This window comes from Microbacterium sp. MYb72, assembly GCF_002979415.1.
Taxonomy (GTDB): domain Bacteria; phylum Actinomycetota; class Actinomycetes; order Actinomycetales; family Microbacteriaceae; genus Microbacterium; species Microbacterium natoriense.
On record NZ_PCOT01000016.1, the window covers coordinates 18,079 to 39,842 of the forward strand.

General features: G+C 68.3%; 25 protein-coding genes and 2 tRNA genes. 16 read left to right on the top strand and 11 right to left on the bottom strand.

The window, feature by feature from the left end; genetic code table 11:
- The first annotated feature begins 10 nt into the window (after positions 1–10).
- Genes gatC through CQ047_RS10400 form a run of 6 tightly spaced genes read left to right on the top strand, consistent with a single transcriptional unit; the run spans position 11 to position 5,565 of the window.
- Positions 11–310 (top strand): Asp-tRNA(Asn)/Glu-tRNA(Gln) amidotransferase subunit GatC, encoded by a 300-nt coding sequence (gatC, locus tag CQ047_RS10375; RefSeq protein WP_105674925.1) that lies wholly within the window; start codon positions 11–13, stop codon positions 308–310.
- Positions 307–1,824, top strand: coding sequence for an Asp-tRNA(Asn)/Glu-tRNA(Gln) amidotransferase subunit GatA (gatA, locus tag CQ047_RS10380; protein WP_105674927.1), 1,518 nt, complete (start codon positions 307–309; stop codon positions 1,822–1,824). Before gatC ends, gatA begins: the two co-directional genes overlap by 4 nt.
- Complete coding sequence (gatB, locus tag CQ047_RS10385; protein WP_105674929.1) at positions 1,824–3,338, top strand: Asp-tRNA(Asn)/Glu-tRNA(Gln) amidotransferase subunit GatB; 1,515 nt, start codon at positions 1,824–1,826, stop codon at positions 3,336–3,338. The genes gatA and gatB overlap by 1 nt, the downstream gene beginning before the upstream one ends.
- Positions 3,339–3,389: 51 nt before the next feature.
- On the top strand, positions 3,390–4,646 hold the full coding sequence (gene dinB, locus CQ047_RS10390; RefSeq protein ID WP_105674931.1) for a DNA polymerase IV: 1,257 nt from the start codon (positions 3,390–3,392) through the stop codon (positions 4,644–4,646).
- A 36-nt stretch (positions 4,647–4,682) separates the two neighbouring features.
- Entirely contained in the window at positions 4,683–5,000 is a 318-nt protein-coding gene (locus CQ047_RS10395) for a hypothetical protein (RefSeq protein WP_105674933.1), read from the top strand.
- A complete protein-coding gene (locus CQ047_RS10400) occupies positions 4,984–5,565 on the top strand; it encodes a hypothetical protein (protein WP_105674935.1) in 582 nt (193 codons plus the stop codon). Before CQ047_RS10395 ends, CQ047_RS10400 begins: the two co-directional genes overlap by 17 nt.
- Before the next feature lie 4 nt (positions 5,566–5,569).
- On the opposite strand, the gene CQ047_RS10405 is transcribed toward CQ047_RS10400, so the two are convergent.
- From CQ047_RS10405 to CQ047_RS10415, 3 genes are read right to left on the bottom strand one after another with little or no spacing between them, the layout of a single operon-like run.
- Positions 5,570–6,064 (bottom strand): DUF2017 domain-containing protein, encoded by a 495-nt coding sequence (locus tag CQ047_RS10405; RefSeq protein ID WP_258132587.1) that lies wholly within the window; start codon positions 6,062–6,064, stop codon positions 5,570–5,572.
- Positions 6,061–6,357 carry an ATP-dependent Clp protease adapter ClpS gene (gene clpS, locus CQ047_RS10410; protein WP_105675060.1) on the bottom strand — a complete coding sequence of 99 codons (297 nt, stop codon included), beginning with the start codon at positions 6,355–6,357 and terminating at the stop codon, positions 6,061–6,063. The genes CQ047_RS10405 and clpS overlap by 4 nt, the downstream gene beginning before the upstream one ends.
- Positions 6,354–6,701 carry a metallopeptidase family protein gene (locus CQ047_RS10415; protein ID WP_105674937.1) on the bottom strand — a complete coding sequence of 116 codons (348 nt, stop codon included), beginning with the start codon at positions 6,699–6,701 and terminating at the stop codon, positions 6,354–6,356. Before CQ047_RS10415 ends, clpS begins: the two co-directional genes overlap by 4 nt.
- A 99-nt stretch (positions 6,702–6,800) precedes the next feature.
- Here CQ047_RS10415 and CQ047_RS10420 point away from each other — a divergent pair, with 99 nt between their 5' ends.
- The 3 genes from CQ047_RS10420 to CQ047_RS10430 are packed head-to-tail and all read left to right on the top strand — an operon-like array spanning position 6,801 to position 9,578.
- Complete coding sequence (locus CQ047_RS10420) at positions 6,801–8,339, top strand: glycosyltransferase family 39 protein (protein ID WP_181155904.1); 1,539 nt, start codon at positions 6,801–6,803, stop codon at positions 8,337–8,339.
- Entirely contained in the window at positions 8,336–9,094 is a 759-nt protein-coding gene (locus tag CQ047_RS10425) for a polyprenol monophosphomannose synthase (RefSeq protein ID WP_105674941.1), read from the top strand. The genes CQ047_RS10420 and CQ047_RS10425 overlap by 4 nt, the downstream gene beginning before the upstream one ends.
- Positions 9,087–9,578, top strand: coding sequence for a GtrA family protein (locus CQ047_RS10430; protein WP_258132588.1), 492 nt, complete (start codon positions 9,087–9,089; stop codon positions 9,576–9,578). The genes CQ047_RS10425 and CQ047_RS10430 overlap by 8 nt, the downstream gene beginning before the upstream one ends.
- On the opposite strand, the gene CQ047_RS10435 is transcribed toward CQ047_RS10430, so the two are convergent.
- From CQ047_RS10435 to CQ047_RS10450, 4 genes are read right to left on the bottom strand one after another with little or no spacing between them, the layout of a single operon-like run.
- Complete coding sequence (locus CQ047_RS10435) at positions 9,527–10,885, bottom strand: HAMP domain-containing sensor histidine kinase (RefSeq protein WP_105674943.1); 1,359 nt, start codon at positions 10,883–10,885, stop codon at positions 9,527–9,529. The genes CQ047_RS10430 and CQ047_RS10435 overlap by 52 nt on opposite strands.
- Positions 10,882–11,562: a response regulator transcription factor gene (locus CQ047_RS10440; RefSeq protein ID WP_105674945.1), complete on the bottom strand. Its 681-nt coding sequence runs from the start codon at positions 11,560–11,562 to the stop codon at positions 10,882–10,884. Before CQ047_RS10440 ends, CQ047_RS10435 begins: the two co-directional genes overlap by 4 nt.
- A 23-nt stretch (positions 11,563–11,585) precedes the next feature.
- Positions 11,586–12,218: a LysE family transporter gene (locus tag CQ047_RS10445; RefSeq protein WP_105674947.1), complete on the bottom strand. Its 633-nt coding sequence runs from the start codon at positions 12,216–12,218 to the stop codon at positions 11,586–11,588.
- A 37-nt stretch (positions 12,219–12,255) separates the two neighbouring features.
- The gene (locus tag CQ047_RS10450) at positions 12,256–14,406 is read right to left on the bottom strand and encodes a heavy metal translocating P-type ATPase (RefSeq protein WP_105674949.1); all 2,151 of its coding nucleotides are present in this window, start codon (positions 14,404–14,406) and stop codon (positions 12,256–12,258) included.
- A gap of 65 nt (positions 14,407–14,471) precedes the next feature.
- Here CQ047_RS10450 and arr point away from each other — a divergent pair, with 65 nt between their 5' ends.
- Positions 14,472–14,888 (top strand): NAD(+)--rifampin ADP-ribosyltransferase, encoded by a 417-nt coding sequence (arr, locus tag CQ047_RS10455; protein WP_105674951.1) that lies wholly within the window; start codon positions 14,472–14,474, stop codon positions 14,886–14,888.
- 61 nt (positions 14,889–14,949) lie between these two features.
- Here arr and CQ047_RS10460 read toward each other — a convergent pair.
- Positions 14,950–15,025: transfer RNA gene (locus CQ047_RS10460), tRNA-His, on the bottom strand.
- Positions 15,026–15,061: 36 nt separating this feature from the next.
- Positions 15,062–15,688: an oligoribonuclease gene (orn, locus tag CQ047_RS10465; RefSeq protein ID WP_105674953.1), complete on the bottom strand. Its 627-nt coding sequence runs from the start codon at positions 15,686–15,688 to the stop codon at positions 15,062–15,064.
- Positions 15,689–15,748: 60 nt separating this feature from the next.
- Here orn and CQ047_RS10470 point away from each other — a divergent pair.
- Positions 15,749–15,821: transfer RNA gene (locus CQ047_RS10470), tRNA-Arg, on the top strand.
- Between the two features lie 9 nt (positions 15,822–15,830).
- On the opposite strand, the gene CQ047_RS10475 is transcribed toward CQ047_RS10470, so the two are convergent.
- The gene (locus CQ047_RS10475; protein ID WP_105674955.1) at positions 15,831–16,100 is read right to left on the bottom strand and encodes a hypothetical protein; all 270 of its coding nucleotides are present in this window, start codon (positions 16,098–16,100) and stop codon (positions 15,831–15,833) included.
- 217 nt (positions 16,101–16,317) lie between these two features.
- Between CQ047_RS10475 and CQ047_RS10480 the strand changes: the two genes are divergently transcribed.
- The 4 genes from CQ047_RS10480 to CQ047_RS10495 all read left to right on the top strand — a co-directional run bounded on the left by CQ047_RS10480 (position 16,318) and on the right by CQ047_RS10495 (position 19,669).
- A complete protein-coding gene (locus CQ047_RS10480) occupies positions 16,318–16,845 on the top strand; it encodes a single-stranded DNA-binding protein (protein WP_105674957.1) in 528 nt (175 codons plus the stop codon).
- Between the two features lie 66 nt (positions 16,846–16,911).
- Positions 16,912–17,406: a DUF6993 domain-containing protein gene (locus CQ047_RS18865; RefSeq protein WP_181155905.1), complete on the top strand. Its 495-nt coding sequence runs from the start codon at positions 16,912–16,914 to the stop codon at positions 17,404–17,406.
- An 87-nt stretch (positions 17,407–17,493) separates the two neighbouring features.
- A complete protein-coding gene (gene ettA, locus CQ047_RS10490) occupies positions 17,494–19,173 on the top strand; it encodes an energy-dependent translational throttle protein EttA (protein ID WP_105674959.1) in 1,680 nt (559 codons plus the stop codon).
- 7 nt (positions 19,174–19,180) lie between these two features.
- Positions 19,181–19,669 carry a thioesterase family protein gene (locus CQ047_RS10495; RefSeq protein ID WP_105674961.1) on the top strand — a complete coding sequence of 163 codons (489 nt, stop codon included), beginning with the start codon at positions 19,181–19,183 and terminating at the stop codon, positions 19,667–19,669.
- 397 nt (positions 19,670–20,066) lie between these two features.
- Here the strand turns inward: CQ047_RS10495 and CQ047_RS10500 are convergent, their stop codons facing one another.
- Complete coding sequence (locus tag CQ047_RS10500) at positions 20,067–20,957, bottom strand: acyl-CoA thioesterase II (RefSeq protein WP_105674963.1); 891 nt, start codon at positions 20,955–20,957, stop codon at positions 20,067–20,069.
- Positions 20,958–21,007: 50 nt separating this feature from the next.
- Between CQ047_RS10500 and CQ047_RS10505 the strand changes: the two genes are divergently transcribed.
- Positions 21,008–21,676, top strand: coding sequence for a hypothetical protein (locus tag CQ047_RS10505; RefSeq protein ID WP_105674965.1), 669 nt, complete (start codon positions 21,008–21,010; stop codon positions 21,674–21,676).
- Positions 21,677–21,764 lie beyond the last annotated feature (88 nt).

The following is a 21,764-nucleotide window of genomic DNA, read 5'->3' on the forward strand; positions in this document are numbered from 1 at the left end:
GACTTGAGGCGTGTCTGAAATCACCCCTGATCTTGTGCGCCATCTCGGCGTGCTCGCGCGCATCCAGCTGAACGACGACGAGGTGACGCGGCTCACGGGCCAGCTCGACGCCATCGTCGACAACATCGCGAAGGTGTCGGAGGTCGCCACCGCCGACGTCGTGGCGACGAGCCACCCGATCCCGCTGAGCAATGTCTTCCGCCCCGACGTCGTCGGGCAGACCCTCACGCACGAGCAGGTGCTCCAGAACGCACCCGACGAGGCCGACGGCCGTTTCCGTGTGACCGCGATCCTGGGAGAAGAGCAGTGAGCGACATCATCCGCCTGACCGCGGCGGAGCTCGCCGACAAGCTCGCCGCCCGCGAGGTGTCCAGCGTCGAGGCGACGCAGGCGCACCTGGACCGCATCGCGGCCGTGGACGGCGACGTGCACGCGTTCCTGCATGTGAACGAGGGCGCTCTCGCCGCCGCCGCCGAGCTCGACGCCCGCCGCGCCGCGGGGGAGGACCTCGGCCCCCTCGCTGGAGTGCCGCTCGCGATCAAGGACGTGCTGGTCACCACCGACCAGCCGACCACGAGCGGCTCGCGCATCCTCGAGGGCTACCGGTCCCCGTACGACGCGACCGTCGTCGCGCGTTCTCGCGCAGCGGGCCTCATCCCGCTCGGCAAGACGAACATGGACGAGTTCGCCATGGGCTCGTCGACCGAGCACTCGGCGTACGGCCCGACGCGCAACCCGTGGGATCTCGACCGCATCCCCGGCGGCTCCGGCGGAGGCTCCGCCGCTGCGGTGGCCGCCTTCGAGGCCCCGCTGGCGCTGGGCTCGGACACCGGCGGCTCGATCCGACAGCCGGCGCACGTCACCGGCACGGTCGGAGTGAAGCCCACATACGGCGGCGTGAGCCGCTACGGTGCGATCGCACTCGCGTCGAGCCTCGACCAGGTCGGACCCGTGTCCCGCACGGTGCTCGACTCCGGTCTGCTCCACGATGCGATCGGCGGACACGACCCCAAGGACTCCACCTCGCTGCGTGACCAGTGGCCGTCCTTCGCGGCAGCCGCTCGTGAGGGAGCCAGGGGCGACGTGCTCAAGGGTCTCAAGGTGGGTGTCATCCGCGAGCTGCCGGACAGCGGCTTCCAGACGGGTGTCGCCGAGTCCTTCCGTGCGTCGCTGGCGCTCATGGAGGCGCAGGGAGCCGAGATCGTCGAGATCGGAGCCCCGCACTTCGAGTACGGCGTCGCCGCGTACTACCTGATCCTTCCCGCGGAGGCGTCGAGCAACCTCGCGAAGTTCGACTCGGTGCGCTTCGGTCTGCGGGTCACCCCCGAGGGCAACCCGACGGTCGAGGACGTGATGTCCGCGACCCGTGATGCCGGTTTCGGCGACGAGGTCAAGCGCCGCATCATCCTCGGCACCTACGCGCTGTCGGCGGGCTACTACGACGCCTACTACGGCAGCGCGCAGAAGGTCCGCACCCTCATCCAGCAGGACTTCGCGAACGCCTTCGCGGAGGTCGACGTGATCGCCACGCCGTCGGCGCCGACCACGGCGTTCAAGCTCGGCGAGAAGATCGACGACCCGCTGCAGATGTACCTCAACGACATCACGACGATCCCGGTGAACCTCGCCGGGGTCCCCGGGATCTCGATCCCCAGCGGCCTCGCCGCCGAGGACGGCCTGCCCGTCGGCATCCAGTTCATCGCTCCGGCGCGTGAGGACGCCCGTCTGTACAAGGTCGGTGCGGCTCTCGAGGCCGTGCTGCTCGACTCGTGGGGTGCCCCGCTGCTCAGCCGTGCACCGCAGCTCGTGGGAGGGACCCGCTGATGGCCGCCGCCAAGCTCATGGACTTCGACAAGGCGCTGGAACTGTTCGAGCCGGTACTGGGCTTCGAGGTGCATGTCGAGCTCAACACCAACACGAAGATGTTCTCGGACGCGCCGAACCCGGCGAACGAGGCCTATCACGCGGCCGAGCCGAACACGCTCATCGCGCCGGTGGACCTCGGCCTGCCCGGATCCCTCCCGGTGGTGAACGAGACGGCCATCCGCTCGTCGATCAGCCTCGGTCTCGCGCTCGGCTGCTCGATCGCCGAGTCCAGCCGGTTCGCGCGGAAGAACTACTTCTACCCCGACCTCGGCAAGAACTACCAGATCTCGCAGTACGACGAGCCGATCGCGTACGAGGGGTCCGTCGAGGTGGAGCTCGAGGACGGGACCATCGTCCAGATCCCGATCGAGCGCGCGCACATGGAGGAGGACGCAGGCAAGCTGACCCACATGGGCGGCGCGACCGGACGCATCCAGGGCGCGGAGTACTCGCTCGTCGACTACAACCGTGCGGGCGTGCCGCTGGTCGAGATCGTCACCAAGACGATCTTCGGCGCCGAGCACCGTGCACCGGAGGTCGCCAAGGCGTACGTCCAGACCATCCGCGACATCGTCCGCAGCCTCGGCATCTCGGAGGCTCGGCTCGAGCGGGGCAACCTCCGCTGCGACGCGAACGTCTCGCTGCGCCCCCGTGGCCAGGAGAAGCTCGGCACGCGCACCGAGACCAAGAACGTCAACTCGATGCGCTCGGTCGAGCGCGCGGTCCGCTACGAGATCCAGCGCCAGGCGCAGATCCTCGCCGACGGCGGGACGATCACGCAGGAGACGCGTCACTGGCACGAGGACACCGGCACGACCTCGCCCGGCCGTCCCAAGTCGGACGCCGACGACTACCGCTACTTCCCGGAGCCCGATCTGCTGCCCGTCGAGCCCGCCGCCGAACTGATCGAGGAGCTGCGCGCCGCGCTCCCCGAGCAGCCGGTGGCACGTCGTCGTCGTCTGATGGCGGAGTGGGGCTTCACGGACCTGGAGTTCCAGGACGTCCGCAACGGCGGCCTGCTCGAGGTCGTCGAGGCGACGATCGCCGCGGGCGCGACGCCCGCCACCGCGCGCAAGTGGTGGACAGGCGAGATCACCCGCCTCGCGAATGCGCAGGAGAAGGATGCGTCCGACCTGATCAGCCCGGAGAACGTCGCCGCGCTCCAGAAGCTGGTCGACGCGGGCACGCTCACCGACAAGCTGGCCCGTCAGGTGCTCGAGGGCGTCATCGCCGGCGAAGGCACCCCGCAGGAGGTCGTGGACGGACGCGGACTCGCCGTGGTGTCGGACGACGGCGCGCTGATCGCCGCGATCGACGAGGCACTGGCCGCACAGCCCGACGTCCTCGCCAAGATCAAGGACGGCAAGGTCCAGGCCGCCGGGGCCGTGATCGGCGCGGTCATGAAGGCCATGAAGGGCCAGGCCGACGCCGCCCGCGTGCGCGAACTGGTCCTGGAGCGCGCGGCGCAGTAGTCGTCATCGTCTCCCGGGCCCGATGTCAGAGGCCCGGGAGACAATGGACTCATGGGACACGGCGACGGCAGAGGGCGCATCGTCTCGCCCGACGGCGCCGACGATACGGGCACGCGGATCCTCCACGTCGACATGGACGCGTTCTACGCCGGCGTCGAGGTTCTCGACGACCCGAGTCTTCGCGGTCTGCCGCTGATCATCGGGGCGCCGGACGGACGTTCGGTCGTCTCCAGCGCCTCCTACGAAGCCCGCAGGTACGGCGTCCGCGCCGCGATGCCCGTGTCGCAGGCGATCAGGCTCTGCCCGTCCGCACGCATCGTCCTGCCGCACTTCCACCGGTATCAGGAGGTGTCGAAGCAGGTGATGGCGATCTTCGAATCGTTCACACCGCTGGTCGAACCGCTGTCGGTGGACGAGGCCTTCCTCGACGTGCACGGCGTCAGAAGGCTCTGGGGGAGTCCCGCTCGCATCGCGCAGCTCGTGCGCGAACGCGTGCAGGACGAGGTGGGGATCACCTGCAGCGTCGGGGTCGCCGCGACCAAGCACGTCGCGAAGATGGCGTCGACGATGGCGAAGCCCGACGGACTGCTCGTGGTCGCCGCGGCCGACACCATCGACTTCCTCGCGCCGCGGCCGGTCCGGGCGATGTGGGGCGTGGGGCCGAAAGCGGCCGAGGCGCTGGAGGGGCGCGGCATCCGGACCATCCGCGACATCCGCGAGAGCTCTCAGGACATGCTGGACCGTGCTGTGGGGCCGGCGCTCGGCATCCGTCTCGCGCAGCTCGCTCGGGGCGAAGACGCGCGCATGGTCGAGACCGAGCGCATCGAGAAGAGCATCGGGCATGAAGAGACCTTCGAGACGGACGTGACCGATCGCGTGTTCCTGCGCGCGGAGCTGCTCCGACTCGCCGACCGCGTCGCCGCTCGCCTGCGACGCGCGGAGTGGGAGACCGGGACGGTGGCGATCAAGGTGCGCTTCGACGACTTCCGCACCCTGAGCAGATCGCAGACCCTCGCGGAGCCGACAGCGGTCGGTCAGCGCATCGGCGAGGCAGCGCAGACGCTGTTCGAGCAGATCGAGAGCCGGGATCCGGTCCGTCTCGTGGGGGTCCGCGCCGAGAAGCTGCGCCCCGCGGGCGGCGGAGGCATCGGCCTCTGGGACGACGACGAGGATTGGCGCAGGGTCGAGGGCGCCATGGACGACGCCGTCGCGAGGTTCGGCACGGCGACCATCACCCGCGCGCGCCACATCGGACGGGGAGAGGGTCGAGGAGCCGCGCGGCATCCGAAGGATCACGGCCTGGATTGAGGCCCATCTGTCCGGTGCGTCGGCTAGCGTGGACACATGCCCCACATTGCACTGGAACTCGGTAAGCAGGCCGCCTCGTTCGGCGTGAAGAGCGCGTACGGCGAGCCCCAGGATGTCGACGGCGCGAGCATCACGCCCGTCGCCCTGGCCATCACCGGGTTCGCCGGCGGCAGTGCCGAGGCGGGAGAGGGCGGGACGGGCGGCGGCATCGCGGTGCCCGTCGGCGTCTACATCCGCCGCGAAGAGGGCCTCCGGTTCGAGCCGAACATCATCACCCTCCTCGTCGTCGCCGGTCCGTTCGTCTGGATCGCCGGTCGTGCGATCACCCGCATCATCCGTGCCCTCAAGAAGTGACGATCCGGTAGCCGCTGCGCTCGACCGTGCCGCCGGGCTCATCGAGGCCGACATCCGCGCCCTCGCGGCAGCGAACCCCGTCGTCCTGATCGACGGCCGCAGTGGCGCGGGCAAGACCTCGCTTGCGCGTCGCGTCGCGTCGCGCTGGCCCGTCGCGGGGCCGGTGCAGCTGATCGCCCTGGACTCGATCTACCCGGGGTGGGATGGCCTCGACGCGGGCGCGGAACGCGCACTCGAACGGATCCTGCGGCCGCACGGGCGGGGATACCACAGCACCTGGAACCGCTGGGACTGGGAGCGGGGCGCAGAGGCCGAGAGCTACGCGGTCAACCCGGCACTCGGGCTGATCATCGAGGGAAGTGGCATCCTCACCGCGGCGAGCGCGGCGATCGCCGATGTGCGCGTGTGGGTGGAGTCCGCCGAGACCGGTCGCAAGGCCAGGGCGCTCGCGCGTGATGGTGAGACCTACCGTCCGCACTGGGAGAGATGGGCGGCTCAGGAGTCGCGGCACATCGAGAGGGATGCTCCACGCGAGCTGGCCACGCGGATCATCGACGTTCCCTAGTCGTTCAGTCGAGAGACTCGTCCGCGGCCTCGATGAGCAGCTCGAGTCGATAGCCCAGCCAGTCGTAGACGTGGAACCGTCGGTCCTCCGGGTCGTGATGCTCATCGTCCACGATGCCGAGTCGGGTGGCGACGACGAGCCTCACCGCCGTGAGCGTCCGCAGCCACGCGTCGACGTCGCTCGCCTCGATGGCGAGATCGTGTTCGGCGAACGCCTGTTCCTCTGTGAGATCGGCGAACTCGGAGCGCAGCGGCTCCAGCGCGGCGCGGACGGTCGCGGTGTCCGCCGAGCGCCTGTCGAGCAGCTCGTCTCGTGTCGCCGCCGCGAACTCGTCAGCGGCATCTGCGTCGTCAGGGTAGGCGCTCGGGGTCAACCGTGCGACGGCGGGGTCGCTGAGGTCGCGCTGACCGCCGACCAGATCGGCGAACTCGCCCAGGATCTCCGCGAGCTGGACCGCCTCGATCGGCGCCATGCTGATCCGCACCGTCCCCGAGTTCATGCGGGCGTCTTCCGGACCGTGGCCCAGAGCCCGAAGTCGTGCATCGCCTGCGCGTGCACCTCCATGGTCTCGCGAGGCCCGGTCGCGACGATCGCGTGCCCGTCGTGGTGCACGGCGAGCATGAGCTGGGTGGCGCGGTCGAGGGAGTAGCCGAAGTACGTGCGGAAGACGCGCACGACGTAGCTCATCAGGTTCACGGGGTCGTTCCAGACGACGACCTGCCAGGGCTCCAGCGGAGCCGCGGACAGATCGAGCTGCTCATCGAGCTCGGGGGAGGCTGCAGGAGCGCTCATGCCCACCCCAGCTCGTGCAGCTGCTCGTCATCGATGCCGTAGAAATGCGCGATCTCGTGGACGAGGGTCGTGTGCACCTCGTCGCGGAGCTCATCCAGGTCATCGCACTCGGCGAGATGCGGCTCACGGTACACGACGATGCGATCCGGCAGCTCTCCCATGCCGTACTGGCCGCGCTCGGTGATCGCGAGTCCGTCGTACAACCCGAGAAGGTCGAGGGTGCCGTCCTCAGGGCGGTCCTCGACGACGAACACGACGTTGTCGAGCCCGTCGACCATGTCGTCGGGCAGGCGATCGAGCTCGTCGATCACGAGCTCCTCGAAGGCGTCCGCATCCATCTCCATCCCGTCCAGCCTATTCGGCCGGAGGCGGATGTGAGTTCTCTCACGAACGGCGGCCTCTTTTCGGAGCGGATGGAGAAGCGCGGGGCGGAAGCTCGGTGCATGGTCGTTCTGGAGCGCGCAGCAGATGAGGTCCCGCGGATCGGCGATGCCGTCCGCGGTCCCCGTGCGCGGTGGCGCACGCCACTGGTGATCGGCGTCGGCGTCACGCTCGTCACGTATCTGGGCGCCGGGGTGCCGTCCTACTGGGGAGACGAGGCCGCCAGCGTGCTGTCGGCCGAGCGCTCATGGCCGAGCCTCTTCGCCGAGCTGAGCACGGTGGATGCCGTGCACGGTCTCTACTACTCGCTGCTCCACCTGTGGATCGGCGTGTTCGGCAGCACCGAATGGTCGACGCGGGCGCTCAGCGCGCTCGGCATCGGTGTCCTCGCGGCCGGAGTCGTCGTCCTGGGCGAGCGCTGGTTCGATCGCCGTATCGGCGTGCTCGCGGGCATCCTGATCGCGGTGATCCCCCGGGCGGGGGTTCTCGCCATCGAGACGCGAGGGTACGCGATCGCCGCGGCCGCCGCCGTGTGGGTCACGATCCTCTTCGTCCGGCTCGTGGATCGAGACGGACGACGGCGCGGCTGGATCCTCTACGGCGTCGCCGTCGCCGTGAGCGCCACGTTCTTCCTCTATCTGCTCCTCATGCCCCTGGTGCACCTCACCGTCCTCCTCGTCGACCGCGCGTGGACGCGCCATCCTCGGGTCCTCCGCCGCTGGCTGGTGTCGATGGTGCTCGCCGCCGTCCTCGCGCTGCCGATCATGATGAGTGCCCAGCAGCAGAAGGGGCAGGTGGAGTTCCTCGCCCGCCGCGGGTACATGACGCCGACGGGCTGGTTCGTGACGCCGTGGTTCGGCCACGTCGGAGCAGCGGCGCTGCTGATCCCCGTGCTCCTGATCGGCATCATCGCCGTCGTGCTGCGGAGGCCGCGGAGGGAGGGCGCCGCCCCCGTCATCGTCTGGCTTCTCGCCCCCGGCATCGTGCTGGTGCTCATCGACGTCCTGTTCTCTCCGACCTTCAACCCCCGCTATCTCTCCTTCAGCCTCGGAGCCGTCGCGATGCTCCTCGCCTCAGGGGTCTGGGCGATCCTCGATCTGGCGCGTGGGGTGGCAGGCAGACGGGGCCTCCTGGGCTCGTCCGCAGTGTTGATCATCCTCGGAGCGCTCCTGCTCGCGCCCGAGTTCGTGCACGAGCGCGGTGTGTATGCGAAGGACGGCGGCGCCGACGGCAGGGCCGCCGCCGCGCAGGTCGCATCGATCGGGCGACCGGGTGACACGGTCCTGTTCGGCACGGGCACCAGGCCCTCGCGTGCACCACGGCTCGTCTACCGCCTGTATCCGGAGGCGTTCCAGGGCATGAGCGACCCGCAGCTGATCACCGCCGCAGAGGACACGGACGGGCTCTGGGATCGCCTGGCCACCGTCGAGTCCGTCGCTCCTGAACTCTCCGCCGGGACCGTGTGGCTCCTGGAGACCGGATCGACCGGGTCCGCCGACGCGGACGTCGCAGCTCTCCAGCGGGCGGGATTCACCGAGGTCTCGCGTACGGACATCAATCGCACCGTCGTCTACGAGTTCCGGAAGGGAACACAATCATGAGCCAGCGCACCGTGGTCGTCCTGCCCACGTACAACGAGATCGAATCCCTTCCCGAGGTCGTCGGGCGGCTGCGTGCGGAAGCGCCCGACGTCGACGTGCTCATCGTCGATGACGCCTCTCCCGACGGCACCGGGGAACTGGCCGACCTGCTCGCGTCTCGCATGCCGCAGGTGAGGGTGCTGCATCGAGCGGAGAAGCAGGGCCTCGGCCCGGCATACATCGCCGGTTTCGCCGAGGCGGCCGCGCTCGGGTACGAGGTGATCGTCCAGTCGGATGCCGACGGCTCCCATCGCCCGGAGGACCTCCCTGCGATGCTCTCCGCGCTGGACTCGGCGGATGTGGTCATCGGATCGCGCTGGGCCGCCGGCGGCGCGGTGGAGCGCTGGTCCGCAGGACGGTATCTCCTCTCTCGAGCGGGGAGCCTCTACGCCGGCCTCCTCCTCCGCATTCCGAACAAGGACATCACGGGCGGCTATCGCGCATTCCGCACCGAGGCTCTCCGCCGCATCGCACCGGAACAGGTGACGAGCCGGGGCTACTGCTTCCAGATCGAGATGCTCGACCGTGCCGTGCGCACCGGATGCCGCATCGCCGAGGTTCCCATCACCTTCGACGACCGCCTGCACGGCGAGTCGAAGATGTCGGGTCGCATCGTGTTCGAAGCGCTGCGCCAGGTCACCCGCTGGGGCATCGAGAGGAGGTTCGGCAAGGGTGACCGCGCCGACGCGACGCATGCGGAGGTGGCCCGTGTCTGAACTCCGTCGGCCACGTCTCGGGGGACTGGCCGAGCAGATCGTGAAGTTCGCTGCCGTCGGCGGAGTCGGACTGATCGTCGACGTCGCCGTGTTCAACCTGCTCCTGCTGCATCCGTTACCGGTCGCGGCCTGGCCGATGGTCGCGAAGGTCGTGTCCACGGCCCTCGCGATCGTCGTGAACTGGGTCGGCAACAGGCTCTGGACCTTCCGGGATCGCCGCAGAGCGGATGCCGCGCGCGAAGCGGTCGAGTTCTTGATCGCCAGCCTCATCGGAAGCGGGGTCTCGCTGCTGTGCCTCGGTGTGTCGCACTACCTCCTGAACCTCACGACGACCGTCGATGACAACGTGTCTGCGAACGTGATCGGACTGCTCGCCGGCTCGGCCGTCCGCTTCGCGGCCTATCGTTGGTGGGTCTTCGCGGAGCGCGGGGATCAGACCCGGGAGGCGGTGAAGGTCACGACGACGGTCGCGCCGACTCCCTGACGGTTCTCGACGCGAGCACCCCCTCCCGCCTTCTGGGCGAGTCGGGCGACGATCGCGAGGCCCAGGCCGCTTCCGGGGTAGGTCGGTGCGCTACCGCGAACGAACCGCTCGAAAGCGCGCTGTGCGACCTCGGGGTCGAATCCTCCCGCGTCATCGCCCACGGAGAGCTCGATCGCGGCGGGAGACTGCGTGAGGGTGACGGTGACGCTCACCGGGCCGTCCGCCGCGCCGATCGAGTTGTCGACGAGGTTCTCCACGATCCTCCCGAAGTCGTCTGCAGAGATCGGGACGACGGCGGACTCCGCATCGACCACGACGTGGAAGTCGAGATCGAGCTCATGCCCAGGGCCGAGCTCCGAGGAGCGCAGACGCAGTCGGTCGATGCTGTCGGTCAGGGTCGAGGAGAGTTGCGACACGGTGGCCGAACCGGTGCCGTCGATGGAGTCGATCCGTGACAGCTGCAGAAGCGCATCGGCGGTTCTCGTCAGACGAGTGAGAGTCGCGCGGGCGTCGTCGAGGACGGCGGCGTCGGCATCGGCATCGAACCCGTCGACGAGCTGGAGCTGCGCCTGCAGGACGGCGAGCGGGTTGCGGAGCTCATGGCTCGCGTCGGACACCATCTGGCGCTCCCGGTCGCTGGCCGCACGCATGCGTTCGAGGAGGTCGTTCAGAGTGCGGGCGAGATCGGCGAGCTCGTCGCGCGATGCTCCGACAGGAAGCAGCTCGCCGCGACGCGACACGGCGAGGGACTCCGCACTGCGCCGCATCCTCTCCACCGGGCGGAGCGCGGCGCCCGTGACGAACCACGAGCCGAGAGCGAACACGAGCGCTCCGACGAGCAGGATGCCGGTCAGCAGGAGGATGACCTCGGAGAGCACGTCGTCGGCGATGTCCGCGTCCCGCGTCGCGAGCACGTACCAGGTGCCGCCTGCCGTCTCCACGGGGTCTACGTAGACGTAGAAGCCCTCCTGTGGCGTGCTGACGCTGTGCAGGCGGGGACCGTCGGCGATGAACTCGGCGACGCGGTCCGCGACGCCCTCGGGGAGCGTGTTCATCCGCTCGACGCCGTCCGGGGCGACGATCGCAACGTGCTGGTTCGCACCGGGCTTTTCGAAACGCGCATCCGGATTGTCCTGGATCACCCCGCGGTAGACCTCGGTGATGCCGTGGAGCACCGCCTTCTCCTTCTGCTCGACGATGCCCGTCAACTGCGCGAACACGATGGCCGAGGCGATGGCGAGCACGAGCACCGCGGCGACGGTCGAGCCGATCGTGACCCTGGCGCGCAGGGAGAGACGGCGTCTCATCGATCGTCCTCTGCGAGCAGACGGAAACCGACTCCGCGCTCGGTCACGATCTGCGCACCGGACCCCGCGGCTTCCAGCTTCCGGCGCACGTAGCCCACGTACTGATCGACCACGTTCGATTGGAAGTGCTCTGAGCCCCAGACCTCCGCGAGCAGCTCCGATCGAGCCACCGTCGACCCGAGCCGCTGGACCAGCGTCTTCAGCAGGTCGAACTCGCGCCTGCTCAGGAGCACCTCCTCGCCACCCACGGCGACCGTCCCCCGGTCGACGGCGAGCGTGAGATCGCCGGCCGTGAGGCGGAGCCGGAGGGAAGCGTCGCGGCGGGTCAGCACGCGGAGTCTCGCGAACAGCTCGGCGAAGTCGAACGGCTTGATCAGGTAGTCGTCGGCGCCGGAATCGAGGCCGTGCACGCGGTCGTCGATCGCGTTGCGCGCCGTCAGCATGAGGACCTTGATCTGCTCGTCATGCTGCTTCAGACGTCGGCACAACTCGAATCCGGTCATTCCCGGCATATTCACGTCGACGATCGCGAGATCGAAGCTCCGGGTCGAGGCGGCAGAGAGGGCGGCGATGCCGTCGGCAGCCGTCTCCGTCTCGTACCCTTCACGCTGGAGATGCCGTGCCACGAGGCCGGCCAGCAGCGGTTCGTCATCGACGACGAGCACCCGGGTAGACACAGCGCGAGTCTATGTCAGCGACCTCAGTGCAACAGCACCAGAAGCGCAGCGACCGCGATGAAGAGCACGCCGAAGACGGTGTTGAGAACGCGCTGACCTCTCGCGGACCGCGTGAGCCGCCGGAACGGACGGGCCGCCGCGGCGAAGAAGCCCCACATGACGACGACGTCGACGGCGATCGACGTCGTGATAATCGTCAGGTACTGGGGGAGCTGGGGCTGGTCGAGACGGACGAACTGCGGGATGAAGGCGAGGAAGAAGACGATGGCCTTCGGGTTCAGCAGATTGACCCATAGTCCGCGACGGATCATCGACCAGCGACCTTCGCGGGGGACCTCGGCGAGCGCGTCCTCATCCTCGGAGGCGATCGTCGGCTTCGTCAGGATGAGCCGGATGCCGAGATACACGAGGTAGGCGGCGCCCGCGTAGCGGATGACGTTGAAGAGGGTCTCCGAGCGGGAGACGATGAGGCCGACGCCCGCTGCGACGATCACCACATGGATGATGAGGGCGATCTGCTGCCCGATGATGCCCCAGATCGATCGCCGCCAGCCCTGACTGAGCGAGTTCGACATCGTGTTGATGGCACCGGCGCCGGGGGTGAAGCTGATCACGATGCACGCGGTGAGCAGCGAGACCCAGAGCGCGACAGACACGTCGTCATTCTAGGGCTCGCAGCCCACCGCGTTCCGCTCACCGCGACGGCTGCAGGTCTATGCGCCGGAGGAGTTGGGCGTTCAGAGCGACCACGATGGTCGAGAGCGACATCAGCACCGCGCCCACCGACATCGGCAGGACGAATCCCACCGGGGCGAGGACGCCCGCGGCCAAGGGTACCGAGATCAGGTTGTATCCGGCGGCCCACCACAGGTTCTGCGTCATCTTGCGGTAGCTCGCCGCGGACAGGTCGATGACGGACTTCACGGCGCGCGGGTCGCTGCCCGCCAGGATCACGCCCGCCGAGGCGATGGCGACGTCGGTGCCTGCGCCGATGGCCAGACCGACGTCGGCCTGGGTGAGTGCGGGAGCATCGTTCACGCCGTCGCCGACCATCGCCACGCGTCGCCCTTCCTGCTGCAGTGCCCGAACGATCTTCGCCTTGTCCTCCGGACGGACGCCCGCATAGACCCGGCCGATGCCGAGCTCGGCCGCGACGTGGTCGGCGACCGCCTGTGCATCGCCCGTGATCATCACGACCTGCACACCGCGAGCATGCAGATCGCCCACGGCCTGGTGGGACTCGGGGCGGACCTCGTCGGCGAGACGCAGCGCGCCGACGACCCGGTGGTCGACGAGGACGTGGAGGATGATCGCTCCTTCCGTACGCCAGTCGTCGGCGACCGGAAGCTCGGACAGGCCGTGCTCCTCCAGCAGGTGGGGACCGCCCACCTGGACCACTCGTCCGTCGACTCTGGCGCTCACGCCGATCGCGGGAGACGAGGAGAAGTCGGTGGATGCGGGTACATCCAGCTCGCGATCCTCAGCGGCACGGACCAGGGCCTTGGCGAGGGGATGCTCCGAGTCGCGCTCGGCGGCCGCGGCGAGAGCCAGCACCTCCTCGGAGGACAGGCCGCCAGACGGCACGACCGCGGTCACGGCGGGAGTGCCCTTCGTGAGGGTTCCGGTCTTGTCGAACAGGACCGTGTCGATCGTGCGCATCGTCTCGAGTGCCAGCCGGTCCTTCACGAGGACCCCCGCCTTCGCTGCCCGCTCCGTGGCGATCGACACCACGAGGGGGATGGCGAGTCCCAGAGCGTGGGGGCAGGCGATCACGAGGACGGTGATGGTTCGCACGACGGCCTCGTCGGGCATGCCGAACGCCGTCCAGACCACAGCGGTGATCAGCGCGGCTCCGAGCGCGAACCAGAACAGCCAGGCCGCGGCGCGATCGGCGATGCGCTGCGCACGCGACGACGACGCCTGGGCATCGGCGACGAGCCTGCGGATGCCGGCGAGGGCGGTGTCATCGCCCACGGCGTCGATTCGCACCCGCAGCCCGGAGTCGGTCGCGACGGTGCCCGCCACGACACGGTCGCCCGTCTCACGGCGCACGGGCTTGGACTCTCCCGTGATCATCGACTCATCGATGCTGGCCGAACCCTGCACGATGATTCCGTCGGCCGGGAGGCGTCCGCCAGGACGGACGACCACGATGTCGTCGAGGCGCAGGTCTGCGGGGGAGACCTTCACGATGCGGTCGCCGTCGGCACGCTCCGCTTCGTCGGGGAGGAGAGCCGCGAGCGAGTCGAGCGCCGACGTCGTCTGAGCGAGAGACCGCATCTCGAGCCAGTGGCCGAGCAGCATGATGACGATAAGGAGGGCGAGCTCCCACCAGAATTCGAGTTCGTGGTGCAGGAGGCCGAGGCTCGCGCCCCAGGACGCGAGGAAGGCGACGCTGATCGCGAGCGCGATGAGCAGCATCATGCCGGGCTTCCGCGCCTTCAGCTCGGAGACTGCGCCGGTGAGGAAGGGGGCGCCACCCCATACGAACATCACCGTGCCGAGGAGCGGGGCGATCCAGCGTGCCCAGCCGTCGATCTCGTAGCCGAGGATCATCGCGAACATCGGGGAGGTCGCGACGACCGGCGCCGCGACGACGAGCATCACCCAGAACAGGCGCCGGAAGCGCTCCGTGTGACCGGCGTGGGAGTCGTGGCCTCCGTGAGCGTGCTGGTCGCCGTGAGCTTGTTGGGCGGGGTGAGCCTGCTGGTCGGCGTGCGGGTGCTGGTCGTCGTCGGGCTTGTGGCTCTGCTCGTGGCGATGCGTGGGGGAACCGTGATCTCCCGAGGACTGCGGAGTCGAGTGATGCGTATGTCCCTGCGCGACATGCTCGTGACTGTTCATGCTTACTTCAACCGGCATACCCCAGGTGGGTATTCCGGAACAGGGGGAATCGGTAGGCTGACCCGATGAGCGAGAACCTGGACGACGGTCCCTTCTTCCATGGCACGACCGCGGATCTGCGGGTCGGAGACCTGCTCATCGCAGGCTTCCGGTCGAACTATCGACCGGAGATCGTGATGAACCACATCTACTTCACAGCCCTGCGCGACGGAGCAGGACTGGCCTCAGAGATCGCGGGGGAACTGGGCGACGGCAGGCCGCGGGTGTACGAGGTCGAGCCGACGGGGGAGTTCGAGAACGACCCGAACGTCACCGACAAGAAGTTCCCGGGCAACCCGACGCGCTCTTTCCGCAGCACGTCTCCGTTGCGTGTCGTGCGTGAGGTGACCGAGTGGACGCGACTGACCCCGGATGCGCTGCAGATGTGGCGCGAGCGTCTGGCGGCCATCCGCGCCGACGACCAAGCCGAGATCATCAACTGAGCGTCGAACAGGGAGCGGGAATGACGAAGGCCCCGGCTCAATGAACCGGGGCCTTCGCGCGTGGGGTGAGTAACGGGACTCGAACCCGCGACATCCGGCACCACAAGCCAGCGCTCTACCAGCTGAGCTATACCCACCATGTGCCCGCCGAAGCAGGCAACCACTCGAGTGTATTACATGTTGGGAGCGAACTTTGACACGACGTCGCTCGCGATGTCGCGAGCTTCGTCGCTGGTGGGGCCTGGTTCGTCGATGAACACCGCTTCGCGGTAGTACTGGAGCTCGCGGATCGACTCGAGGATGTCGGCCAGAGCCCGGTGCCCGCCGTCCTTGGACGGAGCGTGGAAGAACACCCGCGGGTACCAACGGCGGGAGAGCTCTTTGATGCTCGAGACGTCGACGTTGCGGTAGTGCAGCCACTGGTCGATCTGCGGCATGTACTTCGCGAGGAACATCCGGTCGGTGCCGATGGTGTTGCCGGCGAGCGGCGCCTTCCGCTCCTGCGGGACGAACCGGCGGATGTACGCGAGCGTCTGTGCCTCGGCCTCGGCGAGGGGAACGCCCAGAGGGATCTCGTTGATCAGACCTGAGGTCTCATGCATCTTCGTGACGAAATCGTTCATGTTCGCCAGTGCTGCCTCGCTCGGCTGGATCACGATCTGGAAGCCGGGGTCCACCGGCTGAAGCTCGAAATCCGTGATGACGACGGCGATCTCGACGAGTTCGTCCACCGAGAGATCGAGTCCCGTCATCTCGCAATCGATCCAGACGAGTCGGTCGTTCTCGGAAGCAGATACCATGACGTCATCCTATCGACGGCACCGACATCGCCCGTCCGGCGCGGTACGGTAGGTGCATACGCCTCCGTAGCTCAGGGGATAGAGCAGGAGCCTTCTAATCTCTTGGTCGCAGGTTCGAATCCTGCCGGGGGCGCAACGATCCTCATCCGTTCCGGAGAGCGGCGACCGCATCGTCGGCACGCCAGAAGTCGCCGACGAGTCGGAACGACCCGGTCGCGAGGTGCAGCCGCTCGGCGCGATAGCGCATACCGAGAGGGTCGGGCATGACCCTCAGGTGGCCGAGCACGCGCCCCGCGCGATCCTGCACGCGCCACAGATGCGCGGAGGCTCGCACGAGATGCTCCCTGGGGGACGCGAGTGCAGGGGTGGCGAACGGCACCTCGGGCAATGATGTGATCAGGCTGTGCGACATCGTCGACTCCTTTCTGAATCGAACATATGACCGACCTCGGACATTCGGTCCGGCGGCACCGGTCTGTGCGGCCCGCGCACGAGTCGAGTTCTCCTGCACATGAATGTGCGCTGCTCGGGTTCTCCACGGTTACTGGGTTTCCGGTGTCCATCAGGGCGGAGGAGAGCGCACTCTGGAGCGATCCGGGCAATCGACCCGGCGTACAGAGGAGACGACGATGACCGACACGCTGACCGTCATGGGAAAGGTCGCGACAGACCCGACTCACAGCCGGACCACGACGGGGATCCCCGTGACGAACTTCCGCCTCGCGACGACGCACAGGAGATTCGATCAGGCGACGCAGACCTGGGTGGACGCCGGTACCAACTGGTACTCCATCGCGGCGTTCCGCCAGCTGGGCGAGCACGTCAAAGCCTCGCTGAGGACCGGGGACAGCGTGATCGTGACGGGCAGGTTGAAGATCCGCGCCTGGGAGGCCAACGGCAAGCAGGGAACGAGCGTCGACATCGATGCGGAGTCGATCGGTCACGATCTGCGGTGGGGGACCAGCGCCTTCCTCTCCGCGTCTCGGGCGGCCTCGGCCGAGCGCGCACGCGATCTCCCCGCCGGCGCAGCAACGCGCGGCGCGCTCGCACCGCCGACGGAGTCGGCACCGGACGGCGACTCCGTCACCGATGACGAGGAGTGGGCCGCTCAGGACGGCGCTGACACGATGACTGTCGGGGCGTCGGTGCCGTTCTGAGCGGTGCGCGACGGATCTCTCGGCCGATGCTCAAGATCGGTGGGGTCGGCCCGTAGACTCGGAGTCGTGCTACGACGACCGGCCTCATCCGTTCCGAGAGCGGCGGTCGCGGGTCTCGCCGCGGCTCTGATCCTCCTGCTCGCCGCTTGCGGCCCGACACCCTCGCCGTCTCCCTCAGCGTCGGATGCCGGCCCGTCGCCGACGCCGTCGGCCACTGCTGAGGGGCCGGCCTACGTGCCCGACGGCACTGCAGAGGACAACCTCCCCGTGTTCACCGCGATCACTGAGCAGATCTGGGCGACGGATCAGCGGGGTTCGGGTCGCGCATACATCGACGCCCTGATCGCCGCCGGATTCGACCGTGCCGCGATGCAGGTGACCCAGGACCAGTCCACTGTGGGGAACGCCGCGGAGAGTCTGCAGTTCTCCGTGCGCTGGGGTGATGCCGAGTGCCTGATCGGGCAGGTCGGGCCGTCTACGGGTGCACCCGTGACCGCGGTGATGCCGCAGCTCGCCGAAGGGCGCTGCCTGATCGGGAACACTCGCCCGATCGATTGGTGAGGGCCCCTCGATCATCGACGGGGCACTCTGCCGGGGCCGGTAGGCTGGAGTGTCGATCTTTCGACGCCGACAGAAGGAGTCTTTTCGGTGGCTGAGTACATCTACTCGATGGTCCGTGCGCGCAAGGCGGTGGGTGAGAAGCTCATCCTCGATGACGTCACGATGGCGTTCCTCCCGGGCGCGAAGATCGGCATGGTCGGTCCCAACGGCGCCGGAAAGTCGACGATCCTCAAGATCATGGCGGGGCTCGACACTCCGTCGAACGGTGAGGCCAAGCTGTCGCCCGGCTTCTCCGTCGGCATCCTGATGCAGGAGCCGGAGCTCGACGAGTCCAAGACGGTGCTCGAGAACATCCAGGACGGAATCGCCATCAAGGCGAAGCTCGACCGCTTCAACGAGATCTCCGCACTCATGGCGGACCCCGATGCCGACTTCGACGCGCTCCTCGCCGAGATGGGCTCGCTGCAGGAGGAGATCGACGCGGCGGACGGCTGGGATCTCGATTCCCAGCTCGACCAGGCCATGGATGCTCTGCGCACGCCGCCGGGAGACGCGGCGATCGCGCCTCTGTCCGGTGGTGAGAAGCGCCGTGTGGCGCTGGCGAAGCTCCTCCTCCAGAAGCCCGACCTCCTGCTCCTCGACGAGCCCACCAACCACCTCGACGCCGAGAGCGTGCTCTGGCTCGAGCAGCACCTGCAGGCGTACAAGGGCGCGGTGATCGCGATCACCCACGACCGGTACTTCCTCGACCACGTCGCCGAGTGGATCGCCGAGGTCGACCGCGGGCGCCTGATCGGCTACGAAGGCAACTACTCGACCTACCTGGAGAAGAAGGGCGAGCGCCTCGAGATCCAGGGCAAGAAGGACGCGAAGCTCGCCAAGCGCCTCAAGGAGGAGCTGGAGTGGGTGCGATCGAGCGCCAAGGGCCGCCAGACCAAGTCCAAGGCGCGTCTGGCCCGGTACGAGGAGATGGCGACCGAGGCCGAGCGGACGAGGAAGCTGGACTTCGAGGAGATCCAGATCCCCGCAGGTCCGCGCCTCGGCAGCATCGTGATCGACGCGAAGAAGCTCAAGAAGGGCTTCGACGGGCGCTCGCTCATCGACGGCCTCAGCTTCAGCCTTCCGCCGAACGGCATCGTCGGCGTGATCGGCCCGAACGGCGTGGGAAAGACGACGCTCTTCAAGACGATCGTCGGCCTCGAGCCCCTCGACGGCGGCGACCTGAAGATCGGCGAGACCGTCAAGATCAGCTACGTCGACCAGTCGCGCTCCAACATCGACCCGAACAAGACCCTGTGGGAGGTCGTGTCCGACGGGCTCGACTTCATCACGGTCGGCAAGACGGAGATCCCCTCTCGCGCGTACGTGTCGAAGTTCGGGTTCAAGGGACCCGACCAGCAGAAGAAGGCCGGCGTCCTCTCCGGCGGTGAGCGCAACCGTCTGAACCTGGCGCTGACGCTCAAGGAGGGTGGCAACCTGCTGCTCCTCGACGAGCCGACCAACGACCTCGACGTCGAGACCCTGAGCTCGCTCGAGAACGCGCTGCTCGAGTTCCCCGGCTGCGCCGTGGTCATCACCCACGACCGGTGGTTCCTCGACCGCATCGCGACGCACATCCTCGCCTACGAGGGCACCGACGAGAACCCCGACCAGTGGTACTGGTTCGAGGGCAACTTCGATGCGTACGAGCAGAACAAGATCCAGCGTCTCGGGGCCGACGCCGCGAAGCCGCACCGTTCGACGCACCGCAAGCTCACCCGCGACTGAGAACACGATGACCGCGCCAACGCCGGGACCCCGCCTGCACATTCCGATCCAGCTCCGCTGGGGCGATCTGGATGCGTTCAACCACGTCAACAACACCTCGATGCTGAAACTGCTCGAGGAGGCGCGCGTGCGCGCGTTCTGGCGTGCGGGTCCCGGCGAGCAGGCGCCGTCGACGGCGGTGCTCGACTCCGGCCTGGACGAGGGCATCCTGACCCTCATCGCCCGGCAGGAGATCGAGTACCTGGCGCCGGTTCCGTATCAGCGTCGGCCGCTCGAGGTCCAGATGTGGTTCGGGAAGCTGGGCGGTTCCAGCGTCGAGGTCTGCTACGAGGTGCACAACGACCCCACGGCCGAACCTCGGACGATCTACGCGCGTTCCACCGCCGTGATCGTTCTCGTCGACGCCGCGTCCGGGCGACCGACGCGACTCACTCAGGAGATGCGCGACGCCTGGGAGCCGTACCTCGGACCGTCGATCGAGTACGCGCACCGCTGATCGCGCTTGTGCACCGCTGAGCACGCTCGTGGACTGCTGATCACGTTCGTGGACTGCTGATCACGCGTGCATCGCGGATCACGTTCGTGGACCGCTGAGCCAGCACACGCATCGCTGATCGAGGATTCGCACAACTGAGCGAGCGGACATCACTGAGCGCGGAGCACAAGCCGGATACGATGCCCCGACTCAACGCGGCGCCTTGATTCAACGCGGGGCGGCGCGGTGCCTCGATTCGACGTTGCTTCCCGACTCAACGTGGCACTTGGACTCAAGGCGGCTTCTCAAGCCAACGTGGCTCTTCAACTCACCGACGCGCCTCGAGCCGGCGCGGATTCTCGACTCAACGGGGCTTCTCGACTCACCGAGGCACCTCAAGTCACCGCGCTACCTGGACTCAGCGCTGCCGCTCAGGTACGCGGATCATGATCTCCTGCGCGACGCTCGCCACCAGCTCGCCCGCGCGGGTGTAGATGCGTCCCTGCGCGAGACCCCGACCTCCTCGCGCGTTCGGGGACTCCTGGACGTACAGCAGCCACTCGTCCACGCGCGCCGGTCGGTGCCACCACATCGCGTGATCGAGGCTCGCGACCTTGAGTCCCGGCAGGCCCCAGAACACTCCGTGGGCGCGCAGGATGGACTCCTGGATCGTCATGTCGCTGAGGTAGGCGAGAGCCGCCCGGTGCAGGCGCTGGTCGTCGGGGAGCGGGGCGCGCAGGCGCATCCAGACCGCTTGACGCGGACGATTCGCATCGTCGCTCGGCAGGAAGAGCGGGGACTCCACGTGACGGACGTCTGCTGCACGATCGCTCAGCATCCGAGCCGTACCCGCGGGGAGGCCGTCGACGCGCGCTTCGTCGGGGAGCAGTGACTCCGGATCGGGCACGTCCGCGGGCATCGGGACCGCGTGATCGAGCCCCGGATCCTGATCCTGGAACGACGCGATCATCGAGAAGATCGGCACGCCGTTCTGATACGCCTGCGAGCGGCGGGTGGAGAAGGACCTGCCGTCATGGATGCGATCCACGGCGATCGTGATGCCCTGGCTCGCGTCGCCGGGTCGGAGGAAGTAGCCGTGCATCGAGTGCACCGCGCGGTCCTCCGGCATGGTCCGCTCTGCGGCGATCAGGCTCTGCGCGAGGACCTGACCTCCGTAGATGCGCCCGCTCGGCATCGGATGCGAGGAGCCCGTGAAGATGTCCTCCGTGGTCCGCGCCCTGGTCTCGTCCAGATCGAGAACCGCGAGAAGCTGTTCGACGGTGCGGATCGCGTGCGTGTCGACGGTCATGTGTTCCTTCCCGCGCCGGGGCGGCCGCTGGCGTTGCTAGTTTAGAGGGCGTGCCGCATCCCCTTCTCCTCGCCGATGCCGAAACGTCCAAGGACGTCCTGACCTTCGCTGGACGCTCCGCCAGAATCTCCGACGAAGGCGTTCGCCTGCAGGCGTCGAACGGGGTTCTCGCCCTCACCGCGGCGGCGCTCTCACCTCACGGGCTCTTCGATCAGACGCCCACGATCCTGGCTATGCGCATCGTGCACGCCGACCCCGAGCTCGAGTGCGACATCGTCGTCGACTCGCTCACCCAGAACACGGAGGATGCACGCGTGCTGGACCTCCCCGACACGGGACTCTCCCCGGCATGGGCGGGCATCGCTCCGCCCCGTGGCGCGTGGCAGCCGAGTGCGGAGCTGCCGGCATCGCTGATCGCTCAGCGCGCGCAGTGGGGGATCAGCGCGGTGGCGCACGGAGCGACACCGGGCGCAGGGGAGGAGGCCGTACGGGCCCTGCGCGCCGCGATCTGGGGCGAGCCCGACGAGGACCTCGGCGGCATCCCCCGGGGGGCCGCCTTCGCCGCCGACGCCTTCGGATTCATCTCGGGCGAAGAGCAGGTCAAGGTGATGACCTCGGGGCGCTGGACGAGACTCGCGTTCCGTCGAGGTCACGTGCTGCTGAGGGGGCCGGTGGCCATGGGCCTCACCGCAGTCCGGGGCACCGGCGCCGCGGACTGAGGCCGCGACCCGCCGAACAGACCAGCGCCCTCACGCGGACCGCTGAGGGCGCCATGTCGAGGGGCGAACGGACGGATGTCGCGCACGA

Coding starts and splice junctions, on each gene's coding strand:
- gatB (WP_105674929.1), top strand. CDS start 1,824: ATGGCCGCCGCCAAGCTCATGGACTTCGACAAGGCGCTGGAACTGTTC.
- dinB (WP_105674931.1), top strand. CDS start 3,390: ATGGGACACGGCGACGGCAGAGGGCGCATCGTCTCGCCCGACGGCGCC.
- CQ047_RS10395 (WP_105674933.1), top strand. CDS start 4,683: ATGCCCCACATTGCACTGGAACTCGGTAAGCAGGCCGCCTCGTTCGGC.
- CQ047_RS10405 (WP_258132587.1), bottom strand. CDS start 6,064: ATGAACTCGGGGACGGTGCGGATCAGCATGGCGCCGATCGAGGCGGTC.
- clpS (WP_105675060.1), bottom strand. CDS start 6,357: ATGAGCGCTCCTGCAGCCTCCCCCGAGCTCGATGAGCAGCTCGATCTG.
- CQ047_RS10415 (WP_105674937.1), bottom strand. CDS start 6,701: ATGGAGATGGATGCGGACGCCTTCGAGGAGCTCGTGATCGACGAGCTC.
- CQ047_RS10420 (WP_181155904.1), top strand. CDS start 6,801: ATGGTCGTTCTGGAGCGCGCAGCAGATGAGGTCCCGCGGATCGGCGAT.
- CQ047_RS10425 (WP_105674941.1), top strand. CDS start 8,336: ATGAGCCAGCGCACCGTGGTCGTCCTGCCCACGTACAACGAGATCGAA.
- CQ047_RS10435 (WP_105674943.1), bottom strand. CDS start 10,885: ATGAGACGCCGTCTCTCCCTGCGCGCCAGGGTCACGATCGGCTCGACC.
- CQ047_RS10450 (WP_105674949.1), bottom strand. CDS start 14,406: ATGAACAGTCACGAGCATGTCGCGCAGGGACATACGCATCACTCGACT.
- arr (WP_105674951.1), top strand. CDS start 14,472: ATGAGCGAGAACCTGGACGACGGTCCCTTCTTCCATGGCACGACCGCG.
- orn (WP_105674953.1), bottom strand. CDS start 15,688: ATGGTATCTGCTTCCGAGAACGACCGACTCGTCTGGATCGATTGCGAG.
- CQ047_RS10475 (WP_105674955.1), bottom strand. CDS start 16,100: ATGTCGCACAGCCTGATCACATCATTGCCCGAGGTGCCGTTCGCCACC.
- CQ047_RS10480 (WP_105674957.1), top strand. CDS start 16,318: ATGACCGACACGCTGACCGTCATGGGAAAGGTCGCGACAGACCCGACT.
- CQ047_RS10495 (WP_105674961.1), top strand. CDS start 19,181: ATGACCGCGCCAACGCCGGGACCCCGCCTGCACATTCCGATCCAGCTC.
- CQ047_RS10500 (WP_105674963.1), bottom strand. CDS start 20,957: ATGACCGTCGACACGCACGCGATCCGCACCGTCGAACAGCTTCTCGCG.